General features: G+C 56.2%; 26 protein-coding genes. 16 read left to right on the top strand and 10 right to left on the bottom strand.

The window, feature by feature from the left end; translation table 11 throughout:
- Window positions 1-597: 597 nt before the first annotated feature.
- Together ACN0VD_RS01825 and ACN0VD_RS01830 are read left to right on the top strand one after the other, a co-directional pair.
- Window positions 598-1,041 (top strand): glyoxalase superfamily protein, encoded by a 444-nt coding sequence (locus ACN0VD_RS01825; RefSeq protein WP_417590976.1) that lies wholly within the window; start codon window positions 598-600, stop codon window positions 1,039-1,041.
- A complete protein-coding gene (locus tag ACN0VD_RS01830; protein WP_417590978.1) occupies window positions 1,038-1,481 on the top strand; it encodes an ester cyclase in 444 nt (147 codons plus the stop codon). The genes ACN0VD_RS01825 and ACN0VD_RS01830 overlap by 4 nt, the downstream gene beginning before the upstream one ends.
- A gap of 53 nt (window positions 1,482-1,534) precedes the next feature.
- Here ACN0VD_RS01830 and ACN0VD_RS01835 read toward each other — a convergent pair whose 3' ends face one another.
- The 3 genes from ACN0VD_RS01835 to ACN0VD_RS01845 form a co-directional block, all read right to left on the bottom strand.
- A complete protein-coding gene (locus tag ACN0VD_RS01835; protein WP_417590980.1) occupies window positions 1,535-2,248 on the bottom strand; it encodes a hypothetical protein in 714 nt (237 codons plus the stop codon).
- 6 nt (window positions 2,249-2,254) lie between these two features.
- Window positions 2,255-3,460, bottom strand: coding sequence for a toxic anion resistance protein (locus tag ACN0VD_RS01840; RefSeq protein WP_417590982.1), 1,206 nt, complete (start codon window positions 3,458-3,460; stop codon window positions 2,255-2,257).
- A 160-nt stretch (window positions 3,461-3,620) separates the two neighbouring features.
- On the bottom strand, window positions 3,621-4,337 hold the full coding sequence (locus ACN0VD_RS01845; protein ID WP_417590984.1) for an arylesterase: 717 nt from the start codon (window positions 4,335-4,337) through the stop codon (window positions 3,621-3,623).
- 17 nt (window positions 4,338-4,354) lie between these two features.
- Here ACN0VD_RS01845 and ACN0VD_RS01850 point away from each other — a divergent pair, with 17 nt between their 5' ends.
- Complete coding sequence (locus ACN0VD_RS01850; protein WP_417590986.1) at window positions 4,355-5,080, top strand: ABC transporter ATP-binding protein; 726 nt, start codon at window positions 4,355-4,357, stop codon at window positions 5,078-5,080.
- Window positions 5,077-7,584: an ABC transporter permease gene (locus ACN0VD_RS01855; RefSeq protein WP_417590988.1), complete on the top strand. Its 2,508-nt coding sequence runs from the start codon at window positions 5,077-5,079 to the stop codon at window positions 7,582-7,584. Before ACN0VD_RS01850 ends, ACN0VD_RS01855 begins: the two co-directional genes overlap by 4 nt.
- Window positions 7,585-7,672: 88 nt before the next feature.
- Here ACN0VD_RS01855 and ACN0VD_RS01860 read toward each other — a convergent pair whose 3' ends face one another.
- Window positions 7,673-8,638: a bile acid:sodium symporter family protein gene (locus tag ACN0VD_RS01860; protein ID WP_417590990.1), complete on the bottom strand. Its 966-nt coding sequence runs from the start codon at window positions 8,636-8,638 to the stop codon at window positions 7,673-7,675.
- 140 nt (window positions 8,639-8,778) lie between these two features.
- Between ACN0VD_RS01860 and typA the strand changes: the two genes are divergently transcribed.
- Window positions 8,779-10,596: a translational GTPase TypA gene (typA, locus tag ACN0VD_RS01865; protein ID WP_417590992.1), complete on the top strand. Its 1,818-nt coding sequence runs from the start codon at window positions 8,779-8,781 to the stop codon at window positions 10,594-10,596.
- A gap of 74 nt (window positions 10,597-10,670) precedes the next feature.
- On the opposite strand, the gene ACN0VD_RS01870 is transcribed toward typA, so the two are convergent.
- The gene (locus tag ACN0VD_RS01870) at window positions 10,671-11,510 is read right to left on the bottom strand and encodes an outer membrane protein (protein ID WP_417590994.1); all 840 of its coding nucleotides are present in this window, start codon (window positions 11,508-11,510) and stop codon (window positions 10,671-10,673) included.
- A gap of 229 nt (window positions 11,511-11,739) precedes the next feature.
- Between ACN0VD_RS01870 and ACN0VD_RS01875 the strand changes: the two genes are divergently transcribed.
- The 4 genes from ACN0VD_RS01875 (at window position 11,740) to ACN0VD_RS01890 (ending at window position 14,242) form a co-directional block, all read left to right on the top strand.
- Entirely contained in the window at window positions 11,740-12,198 is a 459-nt protein-coding gene (locus tag ACN0VD_RS01875; RefSeq protein ID WP_417590996.1) for a DUF805 domain-containing protein, read from the top strand.
- Window positions 12,199-12,285: 87 nt separating this feature from the next.
- Window positions 12,286-12,603 (top strand): DUF3297 family protein, encoded by a 318-nt coding sequence (locus ACN0VD_RS01880; RefSeq protein ID WP_417590998.1) that lies wholly within the window; start codon window positions 12,286-12,288, stop codon window positions 12,601-12,603.
- Window positions 12,604-12,641: 38 nt separating this feature from the next.
- The gene (locus ACN0VD_RS01885) at window positions 12,642-13,466 is read left to right on the top strand and encodes an SDR family NAD(P)-dependent oxidoreductase (protein ID WP_417591000.1); all 825 of its coding nucleotides are present in this window, start codon (window positions 12,642-12,644) and stop codon (window positions 13,464-13,466) included.
- A gap of 11 nt (window positions 13,467-13,477) precedes the next feature.
- Window positions 13,478-14,242, top strand: a complete 765-nt coding sequence (locus ACN0VD_RS01890) for an enoyl-CoA hydratase (RefSeq protein WP_417591002.1) — start codon at window positions 13,478-13,480, stop codon at window positions 14,240-14,242.
- Between the two features lie 68 nt (window positions 14,243-14,310).
- Here ACN0VD_RS01890 and ACN0VD_RS01895 read toward each other — a convergent pair whose 3' ends face one another.
- The 3 genes from ACN0VD_RS01895 to ACN0VD_RS01905 form a co-directional block, all read right to left on the bottom strand.
- Complete coding sequence (locus tag ACN0VD_RS01895; protein ID WP_417591004.1) at window positions 14,311-15,084, bottom strand: alpha/beta hydrolase; 774 nt, start codon at window positions 15,082-15,084, stop codon at window positions 14,311-14,313.
- Between the two features lie 216 nt (window positions 15,085-15,300).
- Window positions 15,301-15,696 carry a GFA family protein gene (locus tag ACN0VD_RS01900; protein ID WP_417591006.1) on the bottom strand — a complete coding sequence of 132 codons (396 nt, stop codon included), beginning with the start codon at window positions 15,694-15,696 and terminating at the stop codon, window positions 15,301-15,303.
- A gap of 15 nt (window positions 15,697-15,711) precedes the next feature.
- The gene (locus ACN0VD_RS01905) at window positions 15,712-16,845 is read right to left on the bottom strand and encodes a beta-ketoacyl-ACP synthase III (RefSeq protein ID WP_417591008.1); all 1,134 of its coding nucleotides are present in this window, start codon (window positions 16,843-16,845) and stop codon (window positions 15,712-15,714) included.
- 132 nt (window positions 16,846-16,977) lie between these two features.
- Here ACN0VD_RS01905 and ung point away from each other — a divergent pair, with 132 nt between their 5' ends.
- On the top strand, window positions 16,978-17,682 hold the full coding sequence (gene ung, locus ACN0VD_RS01910) for a uracil-DNA glycosylase (RefSeq protein WP_417591010.1): 705 nt from the start codon (window positions 16,978-16,980) through the stop codon (window positions 17,680-17,682).
- 58 nt (window positions 17,683-17,740) lie between these two features.
- Here the strand turns inward: ung and ACN0VD_RS01915 are convergent, their stop codons facing one another.
- Window positions 17,741-18,286 (bottom strand): pseudouridine synthase, encoded by a 546-nt coding sequence (locus ACN0VD_RS01915; protein WP_417591012.1) that lies wholly within the window; start codon window positions 18,284-18,286, stop codon window positions 17,741-17,743.
- 99 nt (window positions 18,287-18,385) lie between these two features.
- Between ACN0VD_RS01915 and ACN0VD_RS01920 the strand changes: the two genes are divergently transcribed.
- Window positions 18,386-19,534, top strand: a complete 1,149-nt coding sequence (locus tag ACN0VD_RS01920; protein ID WP_417591014.1) for a JmjC domain-containing protein — start codon at window positions 18,386-18,388, stop codon at window positions 19,532-19,534.
- A gap of 114 nt (window positions 19,535-19,648) precedes the next feature.
- Here ACN0VD_RS01920 and ACN0VD_RS01925 read toward each other — a convergent pair whose 3' ends face one another.
- The gene (locus ACN0VD_RS01925; protein ID WP_089132154.1) at window positions 19,649-19,855 is read right to left on the bottom strand and encodes a cold-shock protein; all 207 of its coding nucleotides are present in this window, start codon (window positions 19,853-19,855) and stop codon (window positions 19,649-19,651) included.
- A gap of 343 nt (window positions 19,856-20,198) precedes the next feature.
- Here ACN0VD_RS01925 and ACN0VD_RS01930 point away from each other — a divergent pair, with 343 nt between their 5' ends.
- From ACN0VD_RS01930 to ACN0VD_RS01950, 5 genes are all read left to right on the top strand, one after another.
- Window positions 20,199-20,735 (top strand): hypothetical protein, encoded by a 537-nt coding sequence (locus ACN0VD_RS01930; protein ID WP_417591017.1) that lies wholly within the window; start codon window positions 20,199-20,201, stop codon window positions 20,733-20,735.
- A gap of 7 nt (window positions 20,736-20,742) precedes the next feature.
- Complete coding sequence (locus ACN0VD_RS01935; protein ID WP_417591019.1) at window positions 20,743-21,171, top strand: ion channel; 429 nt, start codon at window positions 20,743-20,745, stop codon at window positions 21,169-21,171.
- A complete protein-coding gene (locus tag ACN0VD_RS01940; RefSeq protein WP_417591021.1) occupies window positions 21,168-21,647 on the top strand; it encodes a DoxX family protein in 480 nt (159 codons plus the stop codon). The genes ACN0VD_RS01935 and ACN0VD_RS01940 overlap by 4 nt, the downstream gene beginning before the upstream one ends.
- Before the next feature lie 283 nt (window positions 21,648-21,930).
- The gene (locus ACN0VD_RS01945) at window positions 21,931-23,193 is read left to right on the top strand and encodes a cytochrome P450 (RefSeq protein ID WP_417591023.1); all 1,263 of its coding nucleotides are present in this window, start codon (window positions 21,931-21,933) and stop codon (window positions 23,191-23,193) included.
- Window positions 23,190-23,819, top strand: a complete 630-nt coding sequence (locus ACN0VD_RS01950) for a TetR/AcrR family transcriptional regulator (RefSeq protein ID WP_417591025.1) — start codon at window positions 23,190-23,192, stop codon at window positions 23,817-23,819. Before ACN0VD_RS01945 ends, ACN0VD_RS01950 begins: the two co-directional genes overlap by 4 nt.
- Window positions 23,820-23,887: the final 68 nt, after the last annotated feature.

A 23,887-nucleotide genomic window follows, 5' to 3' on the forward strand; every position in this document is an offset into this window, starting at 1 on the left:
GTCCTTATATTTCGATAGGATTTTTTGTAATTAACGTGCTTCTAGATGGATTTCGGCGTATTTTAAAGTCAAGAGTTGCGAAAGGCTCAAAAGTATTATTGCGCCCCGGCCCTGCGCCGCTCCCGAGCAGCTACTCTCATCGGGCGAAAACCGAAAGGGTTTTCAGGCCTGTGGTCGAGCTGGAGCAGGCCGCCAGATCGCATCAGGCCCCGCTTCTAATCCGGACCAGCAGTTTCGATATCCGGCCCTCTCCCATCAGACAATGATATCTGCCCGAAATAGATTTTGCATGCCGAAATGACACTGTCGATTTGGAGGAGAAGCGGATCGGGGCAATTCTGTCAGCAACGAGCGGGGTCCCGGATTACATTATCACAATGTTCGCAATGATTGGTTCCGAACAGCACTATCAAGCCTGTTGACTTGATATCGCGTCGGCAATATTCAGGACGTGGTTCGGGACACCCGCCGCCTGCCGACAATAGTCTTGGTGAAGCTCCCCGCAGAAATACATCTCGTCATGTCCAGAACATGCTTCAGGATGGCAATGCAGGCACCATTATATCGAAGCATATTTTGTAGTGAATGAGATATGATATGAATTCCCTTCGACAAAAGAACCTTTCATTAAAGGAATTGAAACAGGAGGCTCGCCGTTTGCGGTCTGAAACGGCAACCGACTCTGCGCCGATATCGCATAGCAAGTCGCTTGAAATGATCGCGCATCAAAGAGGTTTCAAGGACTGGAATACACTGCACGCCTCCGCCTCCAATCGTCCCGCATTTGAAAAACTGGGTCTGGGTGACACCGTCAGCGGTCGATATCTGGGACAGGCATTTCAGGGCGAGATCGCGGGCATCCGGACGATCAGACTGGGTCAGCTTTATCATGTGTCGATCCAGCTGGAACGGGCGATCGACGTGGTGACCTTTGATTCCTTTTCCAATTTCCGCAGGCGTCTGAACTGTACGGTTGACCATAGCGGGGTTTCACCCGCTCGAACGTCAAATGGTGAACCGCATATGATATTGGAGCTATGATGATGGAAAACCTGCAGTCACCCCACAAGCAGATACTTGCCGATTTCCTCAAGGATGTATGGACCGATGGAAAGGTCGATGCCGTGGATCAATATCTGGCAGACAGCTATACAATTCACAATGACCCTGGTGACCCCTGGGATGGCCAGACACTGTCCATCGAGGGCTTCCAGGACCGTCTTGTCCAGTCGCGGGCGATGGCCCCCGATCAGATTTTCCATGTCGAGAAGATGGTTGAGGAAGGCAATGAAATTGCCGTCGTCTGGACCTGGTCAGGAACCCATCTGGGAGATATTCCCGGAATCCCGGCAACAGGCCGAAAAATCACGATGACCGGCCTGACGATATACGGGTTTGATGGAGACCGACTCACCGGCCACTGGCAGGTCGCTGACCGGCTTTCGGTTTTCCAGCAACTGACGCGGAGTCCGCCCGATTAGCTCAGGCCGGCCTGCCGCTCGACAGAATATAAGAAGAACACGCCTGACCGACCTTATTCCGCTTCGGCATTCCGGTCATATTTGAGTTCGAGATAACGTCCGCGGATAGACAGATTGTCGATGTCGCCCTTGGCGATCTGCTGGGTAACGCCGGCAATTTCCTTCTCGATCAGCGAGAGCCCTCCGATCAGCTGTTCGTCTGGCGATTTTCCGCTGTCCGTCGCTTTGCTCCGCATCGAGACAGGAATCGCACGATAGCCATTGATCAGTTCGGGCAGATGTTCGCCAACCAGCTTGCGCACCTCATAGGCCGCGGCATCACCCTCGTTGAGCTTCTGCAGTTGCGGTGACAGCATATCAAGTTGGACACCGATGCCGTTGACGATCTGGACCGCTGGCGCTGGCAGGGCCGGACGCTGGTTTTCCAGCCAGATTTCTGTCTTTCCTGCCAATGATTTGAGATCGGACTTTATGATCGTTTCTGGTGTCGGTATTTTCATTTTCGGGAATTTCATCGACGCCCAGATGCCGCCGCCGATCAATCCGGCGGAAATCATCACACCCCAGAACCCGATGCCGCTCAATATGCCACCGACAATGCTCGCGCCGACGAGGACGCCCACCGTCCACAGAGCAGCCCGGCCCAGTTTCTTGAAGAAATGACCGCGCTTCAACTGATGGGAGCGATTGCCGATCGAACGTCGAAACTGGGAATCGCGAAGCGCCCGGGCGGCGTTGTCAAAGACTTGCTGATTGGATTCGGACACCAGGCTCTATTCCTCCAAAGCCGACAGGGGATTTTCGGACGGTGCTTCCAGTTGCGCCTTCGCCTGCCCTTCGGACCGTGCAATATAGCCTTTCGACTTTTCGATTTCGCCGGACAGCGAATTTACCGTCGCTTTCATATTTTCCAGCGCCTTCAGCTTGAACGTGTCGATATTGTCCATCGTGTCATAGACATTCTGGAAAGCCCGTTGCAGCGTTTCGAGCGGAATGGTTGAGGACGCAGCCTGCTCGTGAATCTGGCCGGTCTGGTTCTTCAGCATCTCGCTGGTGCTATCGATCACGCCGGCCGTTGTGGTGTTGAGCGCGCTGATCTGGTCGAGAACCAGCTTCTGGTTGGTCAGTGCCTGGGCAACCGTCACACCGGTGCGCAGCGCGCCCACGGTCGTTGTGCTCGCCCGGTCGACGCCCTTGACCAGTTCGACATTGTTGCGCTTGACCAGATCGAGAGCGAGATAGCCCTGCACGGTGACCGCCATCTGGGTGAGCAGGTCCTGGGTCCGCTGGCGTACGTAGAAAAGCGCGCTTTCGCGGATCGCCTTGGCCTTGCCCGGGTCGGTAGCGTCCAGTTCGGCGGCCTTGTCTTCCAGCCTCTGGTCCATGACCTTGGAAACGTGGATCATCTGCTCCAGCCGGCCCATTGCTGCCCAGAGATTCTTGCGTTCGACATCAATCGCCGCATTGTCCATCAGCAGTTCGTCCTTGCCCGACCGAAGCCGGTCGAGGATCGAGCCGATATGACCCTGCGCGCTTTTATAGCCATCGAAATAGTTGCGCATCTTGTTGCCGAACGGAATGATCCCGAACAGCTTCTTCTTGGTTGTCAGATTGCCACGCTTGCCGGGATCGAGATCCTCGACCGTGCGACGCAACTCCGCGAGGTCGGATCCAATGCCGCTTTCTTCATCCATCGTGCGGATCGGGCGATCAAGAAATCGGTTGGACTGGCCCGCCGCTTCGGCAATTTCCTTGCGGCCCATATTGGTAATCTGGTCCACTTTTTTGCCGAATTCGGGGCTGTTTTCGTCCTGGGCGATCAAATCGTCGATAAAATTGTCGACTTTTTCTTCCAGTTTCGACTTTATCTCGTCACCCACCGGTACGAGGCCGGAGGCTTTTTCGGGCGCAACCGCAGCCACTGGCTCGGGCGGGGTCAATTTCAGATCTTCGGTCGCAGTGATTGTTTCGGTCGCCATATTGTTCAGCCTCCCTGCCCCGGCACCAGTGCGGGGCTTTCTCTATAAATGGATGCAAATGCCCCGCTTTTCAAGCGTTTCAACTGCTGTATTAGTAAAATAATACAGTTTTTGAACAACGGCGCAACATGCTTCCATATCTTCCAATTTCCAACAAGACTCAGCCTTCCAGCAATTCCGCCACCTGCGGCGCGATCTTGCCGACGATGATATCAATGCCTTCTGCGGTAGGATGCAGCCCGTCGGGCAGGAACAGATCGGGATTCCCCAGCACCCCGTCCATGAAAAACGGATAGAGCGCGACATCATATTTCTTGGCAAGCGCAGGATAGATGACATTGAATTCATCGCTGAATTTCGCGCCCAGATTGGGCGGAGCGAGCATGCCGGTCAGCATCACCGGGATATCGCGATCCTGCAGCTTCTTGACCATCGCTTCCATATTGGCGCGCGTATCCGCGGGTTTCAGACCGCGCAGCAGATCATTGCCGCCCAGCCCCAAGATCACCAGATCCGGCTTGCGCGACAGGCTGTCGAGCACGAAGTCCATCCGTCGCAATCCGGCAGCCGTGGTGTCACCCGACACGCCGGCATTGTGGACCCGGACGTCCTTGCCCGCTGCCGTCAGGGCGGCCTGCAGTTCCGGCGCAAAGCCCTCTTTCTGGTCCAGACCATAGCCGGCGTAGAGACTGTCGCCAAAAGCGACAATCAGGATTTCGGCTTCTTTGCCTTCCGCCACCTGATCGCCTTCAGCTTCCGTCGCGCCCGTGTCTACGTCCTTGAGAACAGCTTGTTCCCCGTCCGGCGCGGGACCACAAGCGATCAAAAGTTGCAGAAACGACAGAGTGAACCCATATAAAATAAAATTCTTCAACATCGGATATCCTTACCCACATGATCCAGAAAAACGCCGCATCGAGCGACGCCGCCGCAGTTGAACCCCATATCGCCATTGCAGCCAGGAATGTCACCCTGTCTTTGGGGGAAGGAACCGCGCGCGTCGATATTTTGCGCGGCATCGATCTGTCGATCGAGGAAGGCAAGACGGTTGCATTGCTCGGGCCTTCAGGTTCAGGAAAATCATCCTTGATGGCGATCCTGTCCGGTCTTGAAAGGGCAACCAGCGGCTCGGTCGATATTGCCGGAGCTGATTTTGGAGCGATGAACGAGGATCAACTGGCAGTTGCGCGACGCGGAAGGGTCGGCATCGTGTTGCAGGCCTTCCACCTCCTCCCGACGATGACAGCATTGGAAAATGTAGCGGTGCCGCTTGAACTGGACGGACAGTCTGATCCTTTCGAAATAGCCGCAAAGGAACTGACCGCAGTGGGCCTGGGCGACCGTCTCGGCCATTATCCGACCCAGCTTTCCGGCGGCGAGCAGCAACGCGTTGCCATAGCCCGGGCGATGGCGTCACGGCCAACGATCATCTTTGCAGACGAACCGACTGGCAATCTTGACGGAACTACGGGCGAGAAAATCATTACATTATTGTTCGACCGCCAGAAAGCGACCGCAGCGACGCTGCTGATCATCACCCATGATCCGGAACTGGCCAAGCGCTGCGACCGGATTATCGAACTCCGCGACGGTCTGATCGAACGGGACAGCGCCGCGTGAGCGCGGAACTGGGCAAAGCCTGGACCATTGCCCGCCGCGATCTGCGGGGGCGGTTCGTCGGGCTCCGGCTGCTGATCATCTGCCTGTTTCTTGGCGTGGCCACTTTGGCCGCCATCGGCAGTCTGACCGACGCGATTACAGATGAACTGGCCAATCGTGGCCAAGCGATTTTGGGCGGCGATCTGGAGATCGCGGTTGCGCAGCGCGAAGCCACTAGCGAGGAACTGGCTGCTCTCAAGCAGGCGGGAACCCTCTCCGAAACGCTGCGCATGCAGGCTATGGCACGCTTGCCCGATGGCAGCGACACGCAACTGGTCGAACTGAAGGGCGTCGATGACGACTACCCGCTTTATGGCAATTTCACGCTCGAAAATGGCCAGAGGGTATCTGCGCCCGGACCACAGGACATCTACGTCACCCCTGCCCTGATGCAACGCCTGTCTCTGAAAACCGGCGACAAGATTGATTTTGGCGAGGCCAGCTTCACCATTTCCGGCATCATCGCGGAAGAGCCCGACCGGCTTAGCGAAGGCCTTTCTCTCGGTCCCGTGGCGATCACATCGCTCGAAGGCCTGCGCGCCACTCAATTGATCCAGCCCGGCAGCCTGTTTGAAAGCAAATATCGACTCAAACTGCCTGAAACAGCGGTTCCGCGCGAAATCGGCGACCGGCTTTCCGAACAATTCCCCAACGCTTCGTGGGAGACCAAGACCCGCGACGATGGCGCGCCCAGCACGCGACGCTTTATCGAACGCATGGGACAGTTTCTGACTTTGGTCGGGCTGGCCTCGCTGGTGATCGCCGGGATCGGTGTCGGCAATGGTGTCGCCTCATATTTGCGCGGCAAGCAGGGTGCGATTGCGACGCTGAAGATTTTGGGCGCGGACAGCGCTATGATCTTTCGCATCTACCTGTTCCAGATCATGGCAGTGGCGCTGGGCGCGATCGCGCTCGGCCTTGTGATTGGCGCTCTGGCGCCGCTGGCCATCATCCAGATCGCCGGCGACGTTCTGCCGATCAAGCCGGAATTTGCCATCTATCCACTGCCGCTGCTGGTCAGCGCGCTCTACGGGCTGCTTATTGCCGTAATCTTCGCCCTACCCCCCTTGTCGCGGGCAAAAACCATCGCGGCGGCGGGCATCATCCGCGGAGAAGGCAAATCCTGGCGTCAGATTGACCGGCAAAGCTGGATTGGTGTTGGCCTCGCAATAACGGCGATCATAGCGCTCGCCCTGGGCACGGCCAACGAGCCTCTGTTCTCGGCCTCCTTCATCGGCGCGGCGGCCACTATCCTGCTGCTGCTCACGGCCTTGGGGGCGCTGATCCGCTGGCTGGCCAGCAAAGCGCCGCGACCGAAACATCCGCTCATGCGGCTCGCCCTCACCAGCCTTCATCGTCCCGGGGCACAGACGGGCCAGCTGGTTGTGGCATTGGGTCTAGGCCTGACGCTGTTCGCCACATTGGCCGCTATCCAGACCAGCCTGACCAACGAAATCCAGTCGACGGTGCCGCGCGATGCGCCCAGTTTTTTCGTGCTCGACATTCCGGTTGAACGCGCGGACGAGTTCCGTTCCAAGGTCGCCGAGACTTCCACAGCGGCCGACGTGAATATCGTACCGACATTGCGCGGATCGATCACAGAATTTCGTGGCCGGCGCGTATCGGAACTCGAAACCCTGCCGGAAGGCGCCTGGGTGCTGCGCGGCGATCGCGGCCTCACCTATAGCGCGACCATCCCCGAAGGCAGCGAGATCGTCGAGGGCGAGTGGTGGGCGAAAGATTATGACGGGCCGCCTCTGGTCTCGGTTGACGAAGAGCAAGGCGCCGCAATGGGCCTCAAGATCGGCGACAGCCTGACCGTCAGCCTGCTCGGCGTCGAAATACCGACAAAGGTAGCCTCTTTCCGCAAGGTCAACTGGCGCAATTTCGGCTTTAATTACGTGCTGGTCTTTCCGCCAAACGTGTTGGCCGATGTGCCGCATAATGTCGCGGCGACCATCCAGATGGACACGGCGAAAGAAGACACTCTCCTCAATATCCTGCCCAAGGAATTCCCGTCCATCTCGATGGTCAAGGTCAAGGAAATCGCGTCCCAGATCGGCGACATATTGGACCAGATGGCAACGGCCATTGCCGCTGCCGCCTCGATCGCGATATTCTCGGGCATCGCGGTGCTGATCGGCGCAATCGCCGCATCGCGTCAGGCCCGGGTCTATGACAGCGTCATCCTGAAACTGCTCGGTGCCACGCGGGCCCAGATATTGACGGTGCAGGCGATTGAATATGCGCTGCTGGCCTTTCTGTTGTCCGCAGTCGCCTTGGGGCTTGGCCTCTTTGCCGGATGGTTCGTGATCACCCAGATTTTCGAGTTCACCTGGCAGCCCGATTGGGGCATCGTCCTGCTGACGCTGGGCATCGGCGCGGTTGCAACGCTGGGAATTGGTTTGCTGGGTTCTATTCCGGTCTTGTCCGCCAAACCAGCGCGGGCGCTAAGAGAACTGTAGATACCACCGTTCGCGCTGAGCTTGTCGAAGTGCGCCTATGGTCTTGAAATGTCCTTCGACAGGCTCAGGACGAACGGATGACGGCTCCTCAGTCCTCATCCCCGGCCAATCTTACCGCAACCGGTGCCGACAGGAACAATTGCGCCAGATGATAGAAAATCAGCGGCAATATCACCAGCCCCGCACGCTCGGGTACGAAGATGATCGCGGCAATCGGAGCGCCGATGGCAACGCTTTTCTGCGCGCCGGAAAAAAGCAAGGTCTTGCGGTCTGCCCGCGCGAATCCCATCCAGCCACCAAGCAGCCAGGCACCGCCAAAGGCCAATCCCAGCCAGAGCAGCAACGCTGCAGCCAGCCAGATGAATTCCACGCCGCTCACCCGGGTCCACATACCGGCAATGATCGCTGCGGAAAAGGATACATAGACCGCCAGCGCAATCGCACCGCGATCGATCCAGCCGGTCAGCTCCTTGTGCTGCATGATCCAGGGCCGCAGCCATTTCTGGAAGGTCTGCCCGAGAACGAATGGCAGCACCAATATTACCGTCAGTTTGACGATGGTTTCGCTAGTAATATCCACGCCCGCCGCACTGGCAAACAACGCAAAGAGTAGCGGCGACAAAAATACACCTACCAGATTTATGAAGGCGCTGGCGACCACAGAGGCGGCAACATTGCCCCTGGCTATAGCGCAATAGCTGGTCGCCGACTGGACTGTGGACGGCAGCACACCCAAAAACAGAAAACCCAGAGCGACATCGGCCGGAAGAATCTGATCGACCGCTTTGGAAAGCAACAGGCCGATCCCGAGCATCACACCAAATACCCATATGAATATCGTCCCTTGCAGGCGGATATTGGCCAGTCCGGCCTTCACCTCATGCCGTTCGAGACGGGTACCATGAAGCAGAAATACCAGAAAAATACCGGCGTTGAACAGAATCGAGGCAATATCCTTCGCCTGCCCCTGCACGGGTACAAGCGTCGCCAGCAGGACCGCTCCGCTGAGCAGCCAGATGAATTTATCGATGAGGATCAAGCGAAAGGTTTGCATCGTGGTAGCGCCAAATGGATCGCCAAGATTGATTTGGCAAGCTTTCAGATGTTGCGGTGCAGCACCAAACAGGCTAAGGGCGCGGCAATATTGGGGCTTTGCTTACCGCCGCCCTATCCTCTCTTACGGTAGAATTTGATATGTCCCTTCGCAATATCGCAATCATTGCGCACGTTGATCACGGCAAAACCACGCTGGTTGACCAGCTTTTCCGCCAGTCCGGCACATTTCGTGAAAACGAGCGTGTCGAGGAACGGGCGATGGATTCAAACGATCTGGAAAAAGAGCGCGGAATCACGATTCTCGCAAAATGCACCAGCGTCGAGTGGAAAGGCACGCGGATCAATATTGTCGATACACCGGGCCATGCCGACTTTGGCGGCGAAGTGGAGCGCATCTTGTCGATGGTCGACGGTGTTATCCTGCTCGTCGATAGCGCCGAAGGCGCGATGCCACAGACGAAATTCGTCACCGGCAAAGCTCTCGCACTCGGTTTGAAGCCAATTGTTGTCGTCAACAAGATCGACCGTCCCGATGGTCGCGCTGAAGAGGTGCTCGACGAAGTGTTCGACCTGTTCGTCAATCTCGACGCCAATGACGAACAGCTTGATTTCCCGTCGCTCTTTGCCAGCGGTCGCAACGGCTATGCCGGCGAAACGCCCGATGTCCGTGAAGGCAATCTTTCTCCGTTGCTCGACAAAATTATCGAACATGTGCCCGAGCCGGATGTCGATCCCGAAGCTGCTTTCAAATTTCTTGTCACCCTGCTCGACCGCGATAATTTCGTGGGCCGCATATTGACCGGCAAGGTGGAAAGCGGAAAAATCAACCTGAACATGCCGATTCACGCGATTGATATGAATGGCAAGGTTGTCGAAACCGGCCGTGCAACAAAAATCATGGCCTTTAACGGTCTCGAGCGCGTTCCTGTGGAAAGTGCCAAAGCTGGCGACATTATCTCGCTGGCCGGGCTGACCGACGCAACGGTTTCCAACACGATTTGCGATCCCTCGGTAACCGAACCAATTGCCGCACAGCCGATTGATCCGCCAACCCTGTCGATGAACTTCTCGGTCAACGACAGCCCGATGGCCGGCCGCGAAGGCGACAAGGTCACCAGTCGCGTCATCCGTGATCGCCTGCTCCGCGAGGCAGAATCCAATGTCGCGATCAAAGTGACCGAGAGCGATGACAAGGACAGTTTCGAAGTCGCCGGTCGCGGCGAATTGCAGCTCGGCGTGCTGATCGAAACGATGCGCCGCGAAGGCTTTGAACTTGGCATCTCTCGTCCGCGCGTACTTTATCGCGAAGAAGGCGGCCAACGACAGGAGCCATATGAGACCGTCGTTATCGACGTGGATGATGAACATAGCAGCACCGTCGTTTCAAAAATGCAGCGCCGCAAAGCGGAACTGACCGAACAGCGTCCTTCCGGCGGCGGAAAAACGCGGCTGACATTCTCTGCCCCGTCACGCGGCCTGATCGGTTATCACGGCGAATTTCTGTCCGACACGCGCGGCACAGGCATCATGAACCGGCTGTTTGAAAAATATGGCCCCTATAAGGGCGTGATCGAAGGCCGCCCGGTCGGCGTGTTGGTGTCGAACGGCACCGGGAACACGGTTCCCTATGCGCTCAATGCGCTGGAAGAACGCGGCATCCTGTTCGTCGGCGGCCAGATTCCTGTCTATGAAGGCATGGTCATTGGCGAAAACGCAAAGCCGGGCGATCTTGATGTTAATCCGATGAAATCGAAACAGCTCACCAACTTCCGTTCCACCGGAAAGGATGATGCGGTTCGTCTCACCCCGCCAAAGGTCATGACACTGGAACAGGCCATTGCCTATATCGACAATGACGAGCTGGTCGAAGTCACACCGAAGAACATTCGTCTGCGCAAACGCTATCTTGATCCGAACGATCGCAAGAAAGCGTCACGTCAGGCGGCAGCAGCCTAGGTCAAAATCTGCTTGCAAAAAAGGCGGCCTAATCGGCCGCCTTTTTTTTACTATTTGGATGCACAAACCGTTGATTAGAAGCGGAGCGCCGCAGTCAGTCGGATGCTATGCTGATCAAAGTTGGGATCGCTTCGCTTCATATCGGTTCCGCCGGAAGCCAACAGAAACGGGTTTGTCGCGCCCGCTGTGCCCGGCCCGACATTCACGACATAATCATCATCGGTATATTTGGTGTAGAGATATTCGAGACCCATGGTGACGTTGTTCGTCACCTTGGCTTCCGCACCACCCCCGGCGCTCCATCCCCAGCTTTCCGTCTTGCCATTATCGGTGAAGCTATTGGCACCATTGGTTGTGGTGAAGCTGTTGTCGATCTTGGCATAGGAAACACCGCCGGTTGCGTAAAACAGAACACCACCGGGCGTGTAACCAACCCGGCCACGGGCACCGATCGCATAGTCGATTTCGCGGCTGAACGTGTAGGATGCCGGCGTGGTGCTAAAGGCAGTCACGCTATCCCTGGACTCGCTGCGTCCGCCATCGACAAGAAAACCGACCACGAAATTGCCATATTGCTTGTCCGCACCGGCGCGGATGTAATAGTCGATATCGTCCTTGTCATTGCTGCAACCCGCAGCAGGCGCGCTGCTCTTTGCCGCGCCGTTGCAGAAACCGGGCGAGAATGCATCTGCTCCTGAGACGGTCTGGACGGTATCACCGTAGAAACCATCGCGATTGCTATCGAAAACAATGGTTTCATTCCTGTCGTTGGATTGCGCTCCAAGTCCGAAGGAACCACCGACATAGAAACCGTCGAATTCCTTGTTCTCGACCTCCTGTGCCTGGGCGGGAAAAGCGACGATTGCTGTTAGCATCGTGGCGGCAGAAAATACATATTTGGTGGGGGACATCATATATTCCTCTTTTACTCTCAAAACTACGAGACCCAACAAGCGCGCGGCGATCGAGATGGTTCCACGGCCCGGTGGAAAGAAGCAAAGTGTGATATTTGAGATACAATAGTTCGAGGCTTGAAATCGCGGATCATCGCAACAGAAAAGTGTCACGGCGGCCGAAGCAGCTTGATAATCTTGTTTTTTCCCTTAACCTCCTTTCCTGACAGGACTGGAGAGGGGAAAAATCATGGAATGGATGTTGATGCCACTGCGGCGCTATGCGGATTTTAACGGACGGTCGCGGCGGAAAGAATATTGGATGTTCGCTTTGCTGAACACCATCATTTATGTCGTTCTCTACAGCATCATGCTGGTCTTCATGGGACCATCGATAACCGAGGCCGCGATGCAGGCACAGGTCGGCATGGAACCGGTTGAACCATCAGCCGGAATGATGGCGAGTGTTGGTATTGTGGGAATGATACTGATTGTCTATGCTTTGGCAGTCTTCATACCCAGTCTGGCGGTGACCGTACGCCGGTTCCACGATCAGGACAAATCGGGCTGGTTCGTACTGCTCGGTCTCGTTCCCTTTGTCGGTGGCCTCATCCTGCTTGTGTTCATGTGTCTGGAAGGCACCCGGGGCGACAACCGCTATGGTCCTGATCCAAAGATGGCTGACAATATCGGTGAGACTTTTAGCTAGTTTCTGACGATTATAGTCGCGTTCCTCACTTGATTATCGGGCTGCTTGTGGCAAAGCGCTGCAAACAGACTGGAGCAACGAACCAATATGACCGAAGACAAGCAACCCGATCAGGCCAATAGCGCAGCTTCCGGCCCTGATATTCCGCCCGATCGCCTGGCAATCAATCCGCGCAGCAAACATTACGGCGGCGACCTGCTTGCGCGCGGCATCGGCATTAATTTCCGTGGTAACCGCAAACATAATATCGAGGAATATTGCGTTTCCGAAGGATGGGTGAAGGTTCAGGCGGGCAAGACCATGGATCGCAAAGGCAATCCCCTGCTGATCAAGCTCAATGGCGAGGTTGAGGCCTGGTTCGAAGATCTTGGCGACGATGCCCCAAAGGTGAGCAAAAGCGCTTAAGCGACAATAATAGCCCAAAACTGACCGGAGATGGCGCAATGAGTTTTACCGACAAGACGGTCTGGATCACTGGCGCGTCCTCCGGCATCGGTGAAGCGCTGGCAAAAGCCTTTGCTGCGAAGGGCGCACATATCATTCTGTCGGGACGCCGGACGGAAGCGCTCGAGAAAGTCGCCGCCGGAATCGCAACCGACAGTTTGATCCTGCCCTTTGAAACCACCGACTATGATGTCCTGCCCAAAAAAGTCGAGGAAGCATGCGACTGGAAGGGCAAGGTCGATATTCTGATCAACAACGCCGGAATCAGCCAGCGTAGTCTGGCGCGCGAGACCCATCCCGATGTGCATCACAAGATCATCAATGTCGATTTGCTCGCTCCGATCTGGCTGACCCAGTTGCTGCTGCCGCACATGATTGAAGCCGGAGGCGGGCATATTGTCGGGATCAGCTCTGTTGCCGGCCGCGTGGGTGTGCCCTTGCGCACCGCCTATTGCGCCGCCAAGCACGGCTTGATCGGCTACATGGACGCCCTGCGCACCGAAACCGAACAACTGCACAATGTCCGTGTCACCAACATTTTGCCCGGATCGATCCGCACCAACGTTTCGCGCAATGCATTGAACAAAGAAGGCGAAAGCCGGGGCAAGTCTGATGCAATAATCGATAATGGGATGGAGCCCGCCGAATGCGCGCGGCAAATCCTCGAAGCCATAAGCAACAATGTGCCCGAACTGATCGTTGCCGAAGGAACGGAACTGATGATTGCGGAATTACGGCAGAGCGATCCCGAAAAATGTTTTGCCATGACCAACGCCATGGGCGCGCAAATTGCAAAGAAATATGAAGCGGGAGACGACGACTGATGGCGCTCATAATGCTTGGTAAATCAGATGGCGTCGCAACCATCACGCTTAACCGGCCGGAAGCAATGAACGCCCTTTCCCAGCCCCTGCGTGCAGAATTTTGCGAGGCCTGTGAAGACGTAAGGAACGACGAAACGGTCCACGTGCTGATCGTTACAGGCTCCGGACAACGGGCCTTCACCGCCGGTCTTGATCTCAAGGAACTCGGCAAATCCGGTCTCGGCCCCGCCAATGATCGCGACGCCAGCACCAATCCGGTTTTTGCCCTGACCGAGATGCCGATACCGGTGATAGGCGCGATCAATGGCGTTGCCATTACCGGCGGCTTCGAACTGGCGCTGGCCTGTGACATCCGGATTGCGTCGGTCAACGCGCGCTTCGCCGACACCCATGCACGGGTCGGGATCACGCCAGGATGGGGACTGTCGCAGAAATTATCCCGCTTCATCGGTCTCTCGCGGGCCTGTGAGCTCAGTTTCACCGGACAGTTTCTAGACGCTCAAACCGCTTGCGACTGGGGACTGGTCAACCATGTTTATCAACCCGATGAGCTGATGCCCGCTGCGTTGGACTTGGCGAGCGATATGACATCCATCGACCGTGATTTCCTGAAGGTCTACAAGGATCTGATCATGACCGGCTTTGACCGCAGTCTTGCGGAAGGCATGGTCTATGAGCATCAGATATCGGTGCCGTATAACGCCGGCGTTTCCATGGATGAGGTCGAGAACCGGCGCCTTGCCATCGTTGAGCGTGGCCGCAAGTTGAAGGGCTGAATGTCACCCGATGCTTATGATATCAACGATCATCGGCACTTCTGCTTCAGACCGCAGTCCCGAAGCGGCTAGGATCGATTGGTCGGAGCGCCGAGAAAAGCGACTATTTCGTTCAGTGCCTTTTTAGCTTCGGGGATCGGCAGTAGCATCCAGACATGCTGCATCCGGTCATAAACCTTCAGTTCGATCTCCGCGCCACTTTCATCTCCTTTTTTCTTGAGACGCAGGGCATCGGCGAGCAGCATTTCATCTGATCCGGCAAACACCAGCATCGGCGGCAATCGGTCGACAGGCTCGAACAGCGGGCTTGCTGGAAACATGGCCGGGTCTTCGCCTTCGCGCAGCCACCATGTCCCGAGACGCCGGAGACCCTCGACCGAAATCAGAACATCGGTTTTTTCCAAATCCAACTGCATCGGATCAGCTGCTGTCTGGTCGAGATAAGGGCTTAAAAGAACCAGCTGGCGGGGCAATGGCTTGCCCTGATTACGCAACATCTGGGCAAGACCAAGCGAAAACCCCCCACCGGCACTGTCGCCCATTACCACAATATTTTCCACCCCATGACGGGCGACGGTCTGCTCGAACGCTTCCATTACCATGGCATAGCTGGTGTCCCACTTGTTTTCCGGCGCAAGCGGATAAATCGGAACAGTGACACTGGCCCCGGTTTTGCGGATCATTTTTTTGATAAAATGCCAGTGCAACGACATGATATTGAAGGCATAACCGCCGCCGTGGAGATAGAAAATGTGCAGCGACGAGGCACCTGTCTTTGGAGCAAGCCAATATAGAGGTTGTCCATTGATCTCGCGCCTCTCGATATCGCAATGTTTGCGCAACCATCGACCGGGAACGGCGGGACCACGGGCATGGTCACGAGCGACAAGCTTTCTATCTCTGCCGGGTTTTAACAGGCGGTTTTTTCATTCCGGAAATCCGGACCAGAAAATATAACAGCCGCGCCCTAAAACTCATCATGTCACACCTTCCGGTTGGTAAAACCCCTAGATTCTGTCATTTTATCGCCGCCATTTGCGGTACCCCTATCATTCGATTTATCGAGGCATTTGGAGAATATCTGGATCAGTCTCGACCCACGGCTGCTTGCTTCTGGTCCAGAAATGGATTTGCGGATCAAGCACGCTGGTGTCGTCCAGCGTCCCCGCTTTTATGTAGGCCATCCCCGGTTGGGTCGGGAGAGTGGTCATTACGGGCGAGCCGCATTTGCCACAAAAATGACGGTGAACGACATTGCCGCTATCGCCGTGGTCGTCATAGGTGGTAAGATCGCCACTGATTGCGATGTCCTGATCACCCACGCCGAAAAGCACGGAATATGCACTGCCCGCCTGGCGCTGGCAATTTTTGCAATGGCAGACACCACACATCTGCAGTTCGCCTTCTATTTCATAGCTTATTGCACCGCAGAGGCATCGGCCTGTCATTGTCATTTCAGATTCCCTTTATCACGCAACCTTGCGGACAAAAACCGTTCCCGCTGAATATCCCGCTCCAAACGAACAGATCAGCCCCATATCGCCGTCAGCGAGATCTTCGCTATGCTTGTGAAAGGCGATGATCGAGCCCGCCGAAGAGGTATTCGCATAGGTGTCGAGCACGGTCGGACTTTCATCATCACTCGCTTCATGCCCGAGCACCCGCTGGGCGATCAGCCGGTTCATTCCGGCATTGGCCTGATGCAGCCAGAGACGACGCAGCGCACCGGCTTCGAGCCCAAGCCGTTCGATCTGCTCCTTGATCATATTCGCGACCATCGGGACCACTTCCTTGAATACCTTGCGCCCTTCCTGGATAAAGAGTTTGTCCTTGTCGTCACGGCTTTCCGGATGGGTGCGGTTGAGGAAACCGAAATTGTTGCGAATGTTATTGGAAAACCGGGTCTTGAGTTTCGTCCCGACGATTTCCCAATGTGGTGCTGGCGCAATATCCTTCGCCTCGATCAGGATAGCCGTCGCGACATCACCAAAGATGAAATGGCTATCACGGTCGCGCCAGTTAAGATGCCCGGAACAGATTTCCGGATTGATGACCAGCACCGATCGGGCGCTGCCCGAACGGATATAATCGGCGGCGGTCTGAATACCGAAGGTTGCGGAAGAACAGGCGACATTCATATCGAACCCGAAACCCTCCTGCATCCCCAATGCATCCTGAATCTCTACTGCAATGGCCGGATAGGCGCGTTGCATATTGGAACAGGCACACAATACCGCATCGACATCTTCGGCCTTGCGCCCTGCCCGTTCGAGCGCCTGAAGCGCGGCTTTCACCCCAATCTCGGCCAGAACCGAGATCTGGTCATTCGGACGTTCCGGCAATCGCGGGCACATCACTTCCGGGTCCAGAATGGGTTGTTTGGAGAGCACGAATCGGGATTTTATGCCGGATGCCTTCTCGATAAATTCGACCGAACTATGCTGCAGTTCCTCCCTCTCTCCCGCCGCAATCGCCTCGGCATTTTCCTTGTTAGTGAGATCAACATAAGCGTTGAAACTGGCGACCAGTTCCTCATTGCTGATGCTGTCCTCCGGCGTAAACAGGCCGGTTGCGGTGATGACGGGAATATTGCTGTCGGTCATGGGAAGATATATATCCTTCTGCGCTGGGCCACCGTGGCGGCACTTGGATGATATGGTAATCCTCCTGACCGGAACTGGCAAGCAGGGGTGATCGCGCTTTGCCTATCGATAATGCCTTGCTATCATCGGATCATGAACGATCGCGTGAAACTGCATGAAAGCTGGAAAACACCACTCGCCGGGGAATTTGTCAGCGACCATATGAACGCCTTACGGAATTTCCTTTTGCAGGAGAAAGCCGCGGGCAAACAGATTTACCCCAAGAGCAAAGAATATTTCCGTGCACTCGATCTGACTCCGCTCGACCGGGTGCGTGTGGTAATATTGGGCCAGGATCCCTATCATGGACCGGGGCAAGCCCATGGGCTGTGCTTCAGTGTGCAACCCGGTGTCCGGCCCCCCCCCTCGCTGGTCAATATCTACAAGGAACTGGAAAGCGATCTCGGTCTGGCGCGGCCGCCCCATGGTTTTCTCGAACATTGGGCGAAGCAAGGGGTACTTCTGCTCAACAGCGTACTGACCGTGGAAATGGCCAATGCCGCATCCCATCGAGGCAAGGGATGGGAGCAGTTTACCGATGCAATCGTCCGCCTTATTGCCGCCAAGCCGGAACCGGTCGTATTTCTGCTGTGGGGCAGCTATGCCCAGAAAAAGGCAGCTTTTGTGCAAAGCATAGAACAGGGAGGGCACCATCTGGTCCTAAAGGCCCCCCACCCTTCACCGCTTTCGGCCTATAACGGCTTTTTCGGATGTCGGCATTTCAGCAAAACCAATGCATTTCTCGAAAAGAACGGACTCGCGCCGATTGACTGGAGCTTGCCAGATACGCGCCCCTGAACCGCATCCCCTGGAACCCTTTCAAGTGCGATGCCGCAGTCTCTGTGGGACCGCGACATCAAATATCAGTCCGCCATTCACCGGGTTGCAACCCCTCCAGCGACCAATCACCGATGCGCCAGCGTATCAAGCGCAATGTTGGGTGTCCAACCGCTGCTGTCATCCTGCGTACCTGCCGGTTCCGGCCTTCGCTTATGACGAGCCGGATCCAACAGTCCGGCACATTTTTGCGCACGCGGATCGGTGGATCACGCGGCCAAAGCTCCGGCTCTTCGATAGGCGCGACTTCGGCAGGTCTGGTCAAACCATCCTTCAACTCGACGCCGTTTCTCAACTGGTCGAGGCTCTCCGTCATGATGTTCCCCTCAACCTGCACCAGATAGGTTTTCGGGGTCTTATATTTGGGGTCAGCAATGCGGGCCTGCAATTTCCCGTCTCCGGTCAGCAGCATCAGCCCTTCGCTATCCCGGTCCAGCCGACCCGCCGGGTAGACGCCAGGCACATCAATGTAATCCGACAGCGTTGCCCGAGCGGTTGCGGTGCCGCGATCAGTGAATTGCGATAGCACCCCATAAGGTTTGTTGAAGAGGATCAGCTTTGCCATCGCCCTCCTTTGCCAGCGGCAAACGGAATCGGCAACGGAACAACGACCAAAGAAACGTAATCATTGCCGATATCAATCGAAATTGTGTAGCGTGCCGCGATGCAATTCGATAATTTCAATAGCGCCACTTTTCTGCGTGATCATTGGCAAAAAAAGCCACTGCTGATCAGAAATCCGTGGAAGAAATGGCACAATCCCCTTTCCCCCGACGAACTGGCTGGTCTCGCCTGTGAAGATGCGGTCGAATCCCGTCTGATCACACAAACCAGCGACGACTGGAACGCCGAACACGGCCCCTTGCCAGAGACCCGTTTTGGTGAGCTGGACAAATCTCCCTGGACGCTGCTCGTCCAGGCGGTTGATCAACATGTTGCCGATGTCGCTGCGCTGATTGAGCCATTTCGTTTCATTCCCAATTGGCGAATAGACGATGTCATGGTCAGCTACGCGAGCGATGCTGGCGGAGTCGGCCCGCATTTTGACCATTATGATGTCTTCCTGATCCAGGGCCTCGGCCAGCGCCGTTGGCAAGTCGGCGGCATGTGCAACGACCAGACCCCGCTCCGCTCGCACGACGACCTGCTTCTGCTTGCTGATTTTGACGTCGTCGACGAGTGGGTATTGGACCCCGGGGACATGCTCTATATCCCGCCGGGCATTGCTCATAATGGGGTCGCGGTCGGCAAGGATTGCATGACCTATAGCATTGGATTTCGATCGCCGTCGCGAAAGGAACTGATCGGGAACTGGTGTGACAACCTGCTGTCGGAAATGACCGATGATGACCGCTATCGTGACGCCGATCTGGCGGCCCAGCCCAATCCCGGCGAAATATCTGCAAATGCCATCGACCGGCTCCATACCATGGTCACCGAGAAACTGAGCAATCGCGATGAATTCGCCCGATGGTTCGGACAATTCAGCAGCACGCCGCGATATCCGGAAACCGACTGGCGACCGGAAGAACCGATCGAAATCGGACATTTGCGAGAGGTGCTGACTGCGGGGAATCCTTTGCTCCGCAATCCTGCCAGCCGCTTCTCCTTCATCCGGGAGAGCGATGACACGCTACTGTTATTTGTCGATGGGGAATATTTTTCGTGCAGGGACGAGATGATCCCGCTGGCTGAACGGCTTTGTGCCCAGAACCAGATTGCCGTCGATCACGACCGGAAACTATCCGATGCTGCGGTGTCGCTGCTCACCGAATTATATAATCGCGGCAGCTTGTCCTTCGACTGGGGCTAGCGGCAGCGCGAACCCGGCACGGTAAGGGTGGCCCGACACGTTAAGAGTAGAACGGATACAGAAAAGGGCGGAAATGCGATTGCACTCCCGCCCTTCCAAATTCGGCTTTTCGGCTTATGCCTGCTGCAGATTTACAGCGGCTTTCTTGCCATTATTTCCGGTTTCAACATCATAGGTGAGGCGTTGTTCTTTTTCGAGAGTCTGCATGCCTGCAGCCTGAACTGCCGTGATGTGCACGAAGCTGTCATCGCCACCATCTTCAGGAGCAATGAAGCCATAGCCCTTGTCGGTGTTGAAAAATTTTACGGTGCCTGTAGGCATAGTCTTATTCCTATTCATAACTTAATTATATCCGATCTTGCAAAATGCAGAACCGGACGGGATTGGCCAACTTCGAGAAATGGGAAAAAGAGTATGCGACCTTAGGGGTTGCGAAACCATGATTTCGTCGTAACGCGATTTATCAGCTCTTACACTTATAGCACCGTATTTCCTGATATGCAATATGTTGTGTTTCCATGGTTTCACGCGGCACAAAAAACGTGTAGCAACGACGGTCATGAACAAATCGATCTTGAGCTGCTCCGCCGCGCTTTTGCTCTGCGCCCCATTGATTTCTTGTGATTCCGCTCCGGATAACCCGCCGGAGCCATCCCCCCAGGATGTGTTTTTTGAACGACTGAATCTGCTCTGCGGCAAGGCTTATGCCGGAACATTGGTGTCGGAGCAGGACGCCGATGCCGAGATGGCCGGCAAGCCGATGATCATGCACGCCGCGACCTGTGATCTGAACGAGATCCAGATTCCTTTTCATATTGCGGAAGGCCCGGACACATGGGACCGTTCGCGCACGTGGTTCATCTCCCGCACCGGCGAAGGCCTGCGCCTGAAGCATCGCCACCGCCATGAAGACGGCAGCCTCGACAGCGTTACCAACTATGGCGGCGACACGGCTGACGAAGGCACTGCGGACCGGCAGGAATTCCCGGTCGATGCCGAATCGAAAATATCGTTCCGCGACAATGGTCTAGATCAGTCGGTGACCAATGTCTGGGCGGTCGAAATCAGTCCGCCGGGCCAGACCGATGCGCTCTTTGCCTATGAGCTGCGCCGCCCCGAAAGCGCCGATGGACGTCATTTCCGGGTCGAATTTGATCTATCCAGACCGGTTCCACCACCACCCCCGCCCTGGGGCGATTGACTCCGCGATGATTGCTCAGCTCGCAGTTGCCACCGGTATGGTCTTGCTCACTGTCGTCATCCATGGCGCCGGTATATTTGCCCTCGGCCGATTTCTGCGAATTGAAGCACGGGAAGAGATGGAAGAACATATCCACCCGATGTCGCTGCATGGCGTCGGCGTCACGCTGGTACTGGTCCTCGGCCTGTTCCTGCTCCACGGCATCGAAATCTGGACCTACGCCATTGTCTTTCTCCTGCTCGATGCACTGCCGAATCTGGGCGAAGCGATCTATTTCTCGACCATCACCTATGCCACCACCGGATATGATGACGCCAGCATCTCCCAGTCCTGGCGCATGATCGCGGCTATCGAAGGACTGAACGGGGTCATTTTGCTCGGCTGGTCGACCGCCTTTTTCGTCACCGTGGTTGCTCACATGAGAAGCCGGCGGTGACCGCGGGGGACAGCCGCACCCGGACCATCTTTCGCTGGCTGCTGGCGATCATTTATCTGATCGCGGGCATCGCCCATATCCGGTCGCCCAGCGGCTTTTTGGCGATCACGCCCGACTGGGTGCCCTTTCCCGAGCAGGTTATCCTGCTCACCGGTGCTGCCGAGATTGCGGGCGCAATCGGCCTGATGATCCCGCCCCGTCTGGTGCCCGGCGTGCGCTATGCCGCGGGTATCGGCCTCGCGCTTTACGCGCTGTGCGTCTATCCCGCGAATATCAACCACGCGATCAACAATATCGCCATCGGTGGCGCGACCGCCAGCTGGTTTTACCATGGCCCTCGCCTCGCTTTCCAGCCGATCTTCATCTGGTGGGCACTGGTTGCGGGCGGGGTGACGACCTGGCCGTTCCAGCGGCAAGTCCAGGACATGGATATTCCCCGGGGAACCCGAACCGAACAGAGGAAAAGCAGGGGATAATAACGCATCGACTGGCGCGGGTTGAACGGGCGACGACGGCAAAAGGAACGGTCAAAGTTCGTCAAAGTTCAGGCCAAGAACGGCTTTTCAGTCGACAGATATTTACTGAACGTCGCATGATTTTGGACGATATATTAGATATTTATAGCATGTAATTGATATATCCTATCATATACTGAAGCATCGCCCTCCGCTAACAGCTTTGTCAGTTCGCCCTATATGAATTTCGATTTATATAAGGCGAACAAGTTCGGCCAAACGGACGAAAAGCGAGGAGAGTGACATGGCGACTGCACCCCAAATCAGGGCGATTGAAGATTATAGCCTGCTCGACAACCGGGTGCAGAGCGATCCTTATGCCTTCTACGAACTGCTCCACCGCGAACAACCGGTGTACCAGATGCCCGAAACCGGCATGTATATGGTCACAAAATATGAAAGCCTGCGCTTCGTTCTTACCCACCCGGAGATATTCTCGAACGACACCAATCTGGCCGCCGACAAGAGCCTGCAAGGCGACGATCATGTTAAATATCAATCCATTCTGGAAGAGAAAGGCTGGGGCCACGTCCAGACGCTGCAACGCACCGACCCGCCCGAACATCTGCGCTATCGCAAACTGCTCGATCGGGTGTTCACCGCCTCGCGCGTGAAGACCCTGACACCTTTCGTCGATGATGTATCCGGCGAGCTGATCGATGCGTTTATCGATCGCGGCAGCTGCGAATTCATCTCCGAATATGCGATGCCCTTCCCCGGCATCATCATCGCCGAACAGCTTGGTCTGGACCGCTCGGAAATCAGGACCTTCAAGAAATGGGGCGACGCCATGCTCGCCATGGCAACGAAAATACTGGACGAAGAGCAATTGCGGGCCACCGCAGCGATCGAGCTGGAGGCGCAGCATTTTCTTGCCGACATGTTTGAACAACGCCGCGCCCATCCGCAGGACGACCTGATCTCCGCGCTGGTTCATGCCCATGGCGACGATATGGAGCCGCTGACCATGCACGAACTGCAGAATCTGATGCATCAACTGATCACCGGGGGATTTGAAACCACACAAAGCGCCGTCGCTCACGCCGTCTGGCTGCTGGTAAGACAGCCCGAATTACAGGACATGCTGTTTGAAGATCCAACGAAGATAAAGCGGTTCGTTGAGGAATCGTTGCGCTGGGAAAGCCCGGTACAGGGCCTTTTTCGGGTGACCAGAGAAGATGTTGAGCTGGATGGCACGATGATCCCCAAGGGTTCCTTTGTCATTGTGCGCTTCGGGGCAGCAAACCGGGATGCGGAAAAGTTTGAATGTCCGCATAAATTCGACATGGAGCGGAGCAACGGCGGCGCCCATCTGGCTTTCGGTTCCGGCGGCCATTTCTGCGTCGGCGCGATGCTCGCCCGGCGGGAGATGACCACGGCGATTGGCGATATAACCCGGCGCATGAAGAATATCACATTGGCCAAGCCGATGGCCGATCCGGTCCACGAACCCAGCCTTGCCTTCCTGCCAATTGCCGAAATGCATCTCGGCTTTGAAAAACGGTGAGCGCCACCGGCTGCAGAACAAAACGCCAGCGCGGCAGACCGGAAGGACGCTCGGGCGAGGAAAGCCGCGCGCGGCTGATTGCCAACGCTTCCCAGCTTTTTGCCCGTCATGGCTTTGAATCGGTAAAGCTGTCCGATGTCGCGGAAGCGTCGGGGATGACGGCAGCGGCCGTCTATAATCATTTCGGATCGAAGGACGCCCTGTTCATCGCCGCGGTGGTCGAGGTCTACGACCATATTGCCGCAGTATTCGACAGGGCAGCAGATATCGATGGCCATTGGCACGAGCGGCTGAACGCCATCCTTTCCGCCGCATCGGGCATCTACCGGACCGACGGATTTTTCCACGGCATCGGCAATGCTGCGCAAACCCAGTTGCTGCGCGATCCCGACATATTCCACCCGCTGCTCGAAGCGAGACTGGGCGTCACCCGAATATTCCAGCGCATATTGCGCGATGGGGTCGCCGCCGGTGAGCTGCCCGATGACCTGAACGTCAACGTGGCTGGCGAACTGTTGACGGCCTTCGTGATGAACGGCATTGCGTCGGTAACCCAGTTTCGTCCGGACCAGAAAGATTTCGACCAGACGGTATCGGCGTTCCGAGCCTTGCTCAACCTGACATAGCGACGCGGCAAGATAGGCGAACAGGGGCAATATCCTGTCGACCGCGGCGTTTTGAGCAAGTCCGCCGA

Origin of the sequence: Parasphingorhabdus sp. (genome assembly GCF_048267785.1) — a bacterium.
Taxonomy (GTDB): domain Bacteria; phylum Pseudomonadota; class Alphaproteobacteria; order Sphingomonadales; family Sphingomonadaceae; genus Parasphingorhabdus.

Coding starts and splice junctions, on each gene's coding strand:
- ung (WP_417591010.1), top strand. CDS start 16,978: ATGAACGATCGCGTGAAACTGCATGAAAGCTGGAAAACACCACTCGCC.
- ACN0VD_RS01890 (WP_417591002.1), top strand. CDS start 13,478: ATGCTTGGTAAATCAGATGGCGTCGCAACCATCACGCTTAACCGGCCG.
- ACN0VD_RS01925 (WP_089132154.1), bottom strand. CDS start 19,855: ATGCCTACAGGCACCGTAAAATTTTTCAACACCGACAAGGGCTATGGC.
- ACN0VD_RS01830 (WP_417590978.1), top strand. CDS start 1,038: ATGATGATGGAAAACCTGCAGTCACCCCACAAGCAGATACTTGCCGAT.
- ACN0VD_RS01850 (WP_417590986.1), top strand. CDS start 4,355: ATGATCCAGAAAAACGCCGCATCGAGCGACGCCGCCGCAGTTGAACCC.
- ACN0VD_RS01875 (WP_417590996.1), top strand. CDS start 11,740: ATGGAATGGATGTTGATGCCACTGCGGCGCTATGCGGATTTTAACGGA.
- ACN0VD_RS01945 (WP_417591023.1), top strand. CDS start 21,931: ATGGCGACTGCACCCCAAATCAGGGCGATTGAAGATTATAGCCTGCTC.
- ACN0VD_RS01905 (WP_417591008.1), bottom strand. CDS start 16,845: ATGACCGACAGCAATATTCCCGTCATCACCGCAACCGGCCTGTTTACG.
- ACN0VD_RS01920 (WP_417591014.1), top strand. CDS start 18,386: ATGCAATTCGATAATTTCAATAGCGCCACTTTTCTGCGTGATCATTGG.
- ACN0VD_RS01840 (WP_417590982.1), bottom strand. CDS start 3,460: ATGGCGACCGAAACAATCACTGCGACCGAAGATCTGAAATTGACCCCG.
- ACN0VD_RS01845 (WP_417590984.1), bottom strand. CDS start 4,337: ATGTTGAAGAATTTTATTTTATATGGGTTCACTCTGTCGTTTCTGCAA.
- ACN0VD_RS01860 (WP_417590990.1), bottom strand. CDS start 8,638: ATGCAAACCTTTCGCTTGATCCTCATCGATAAATTCATCTGGCTGCTC.
- ACN0VD_RS01900 (WP_417591006.1), bottom strand. CDS start 15,696: ATGACAATGACAGGCCGATGCCTCTGCGGTGCAATAAGCTATGAAATA.
- typA (WP_417590992.1), top strand. CDS start 8,779: ATGTCCCTTCGCAATATCGCAATCATTGCGCACGTTGATCACGGCAAA.
- ACN0VD_RS01870 (WP_417590994.1), bottom strand. CDS start 11,510: ATGATGTCCCCCACCAAATATGTATTTTCTGCCGCCACGATGCTAACA.
- ACN0VD_RS01885 (WP_417591000.1), top strand. CDS start 12,642: ATGAGTTTTACCGACAAGACGGTCTGGATCACTGGCGCGTCCTCCGGC.
- ACN0VD_RS01915 (WP_417591012.1), bottom strand. CDS start 18,286: ATGGCAAAGCTGATCCTCTTCAACAAACCTTATGGGGTGCTATCGCAA.
- ACN0VD_RS01935 (WP_417591019.1), top strand. CDS start 20,743: ATGATTGCTCAGCTCGCAGTTGCCACCGGTATGGTCTTGCTCACTGTC.
- ACN0VD_RS01825 (WP_417590976.1), top strand. CDS start 598: ATGAATTCCCTTCGACAAAAGAACCTTTCATTAAAGGAATTGAAACAG.
- ACN0VD_RS01880 (WP_417590998.1), top strand. CDS start 12,286: ATGACCGAAGACAAGCAACCCGATCAGGCCAATAGCGCAGCTTCCGGC.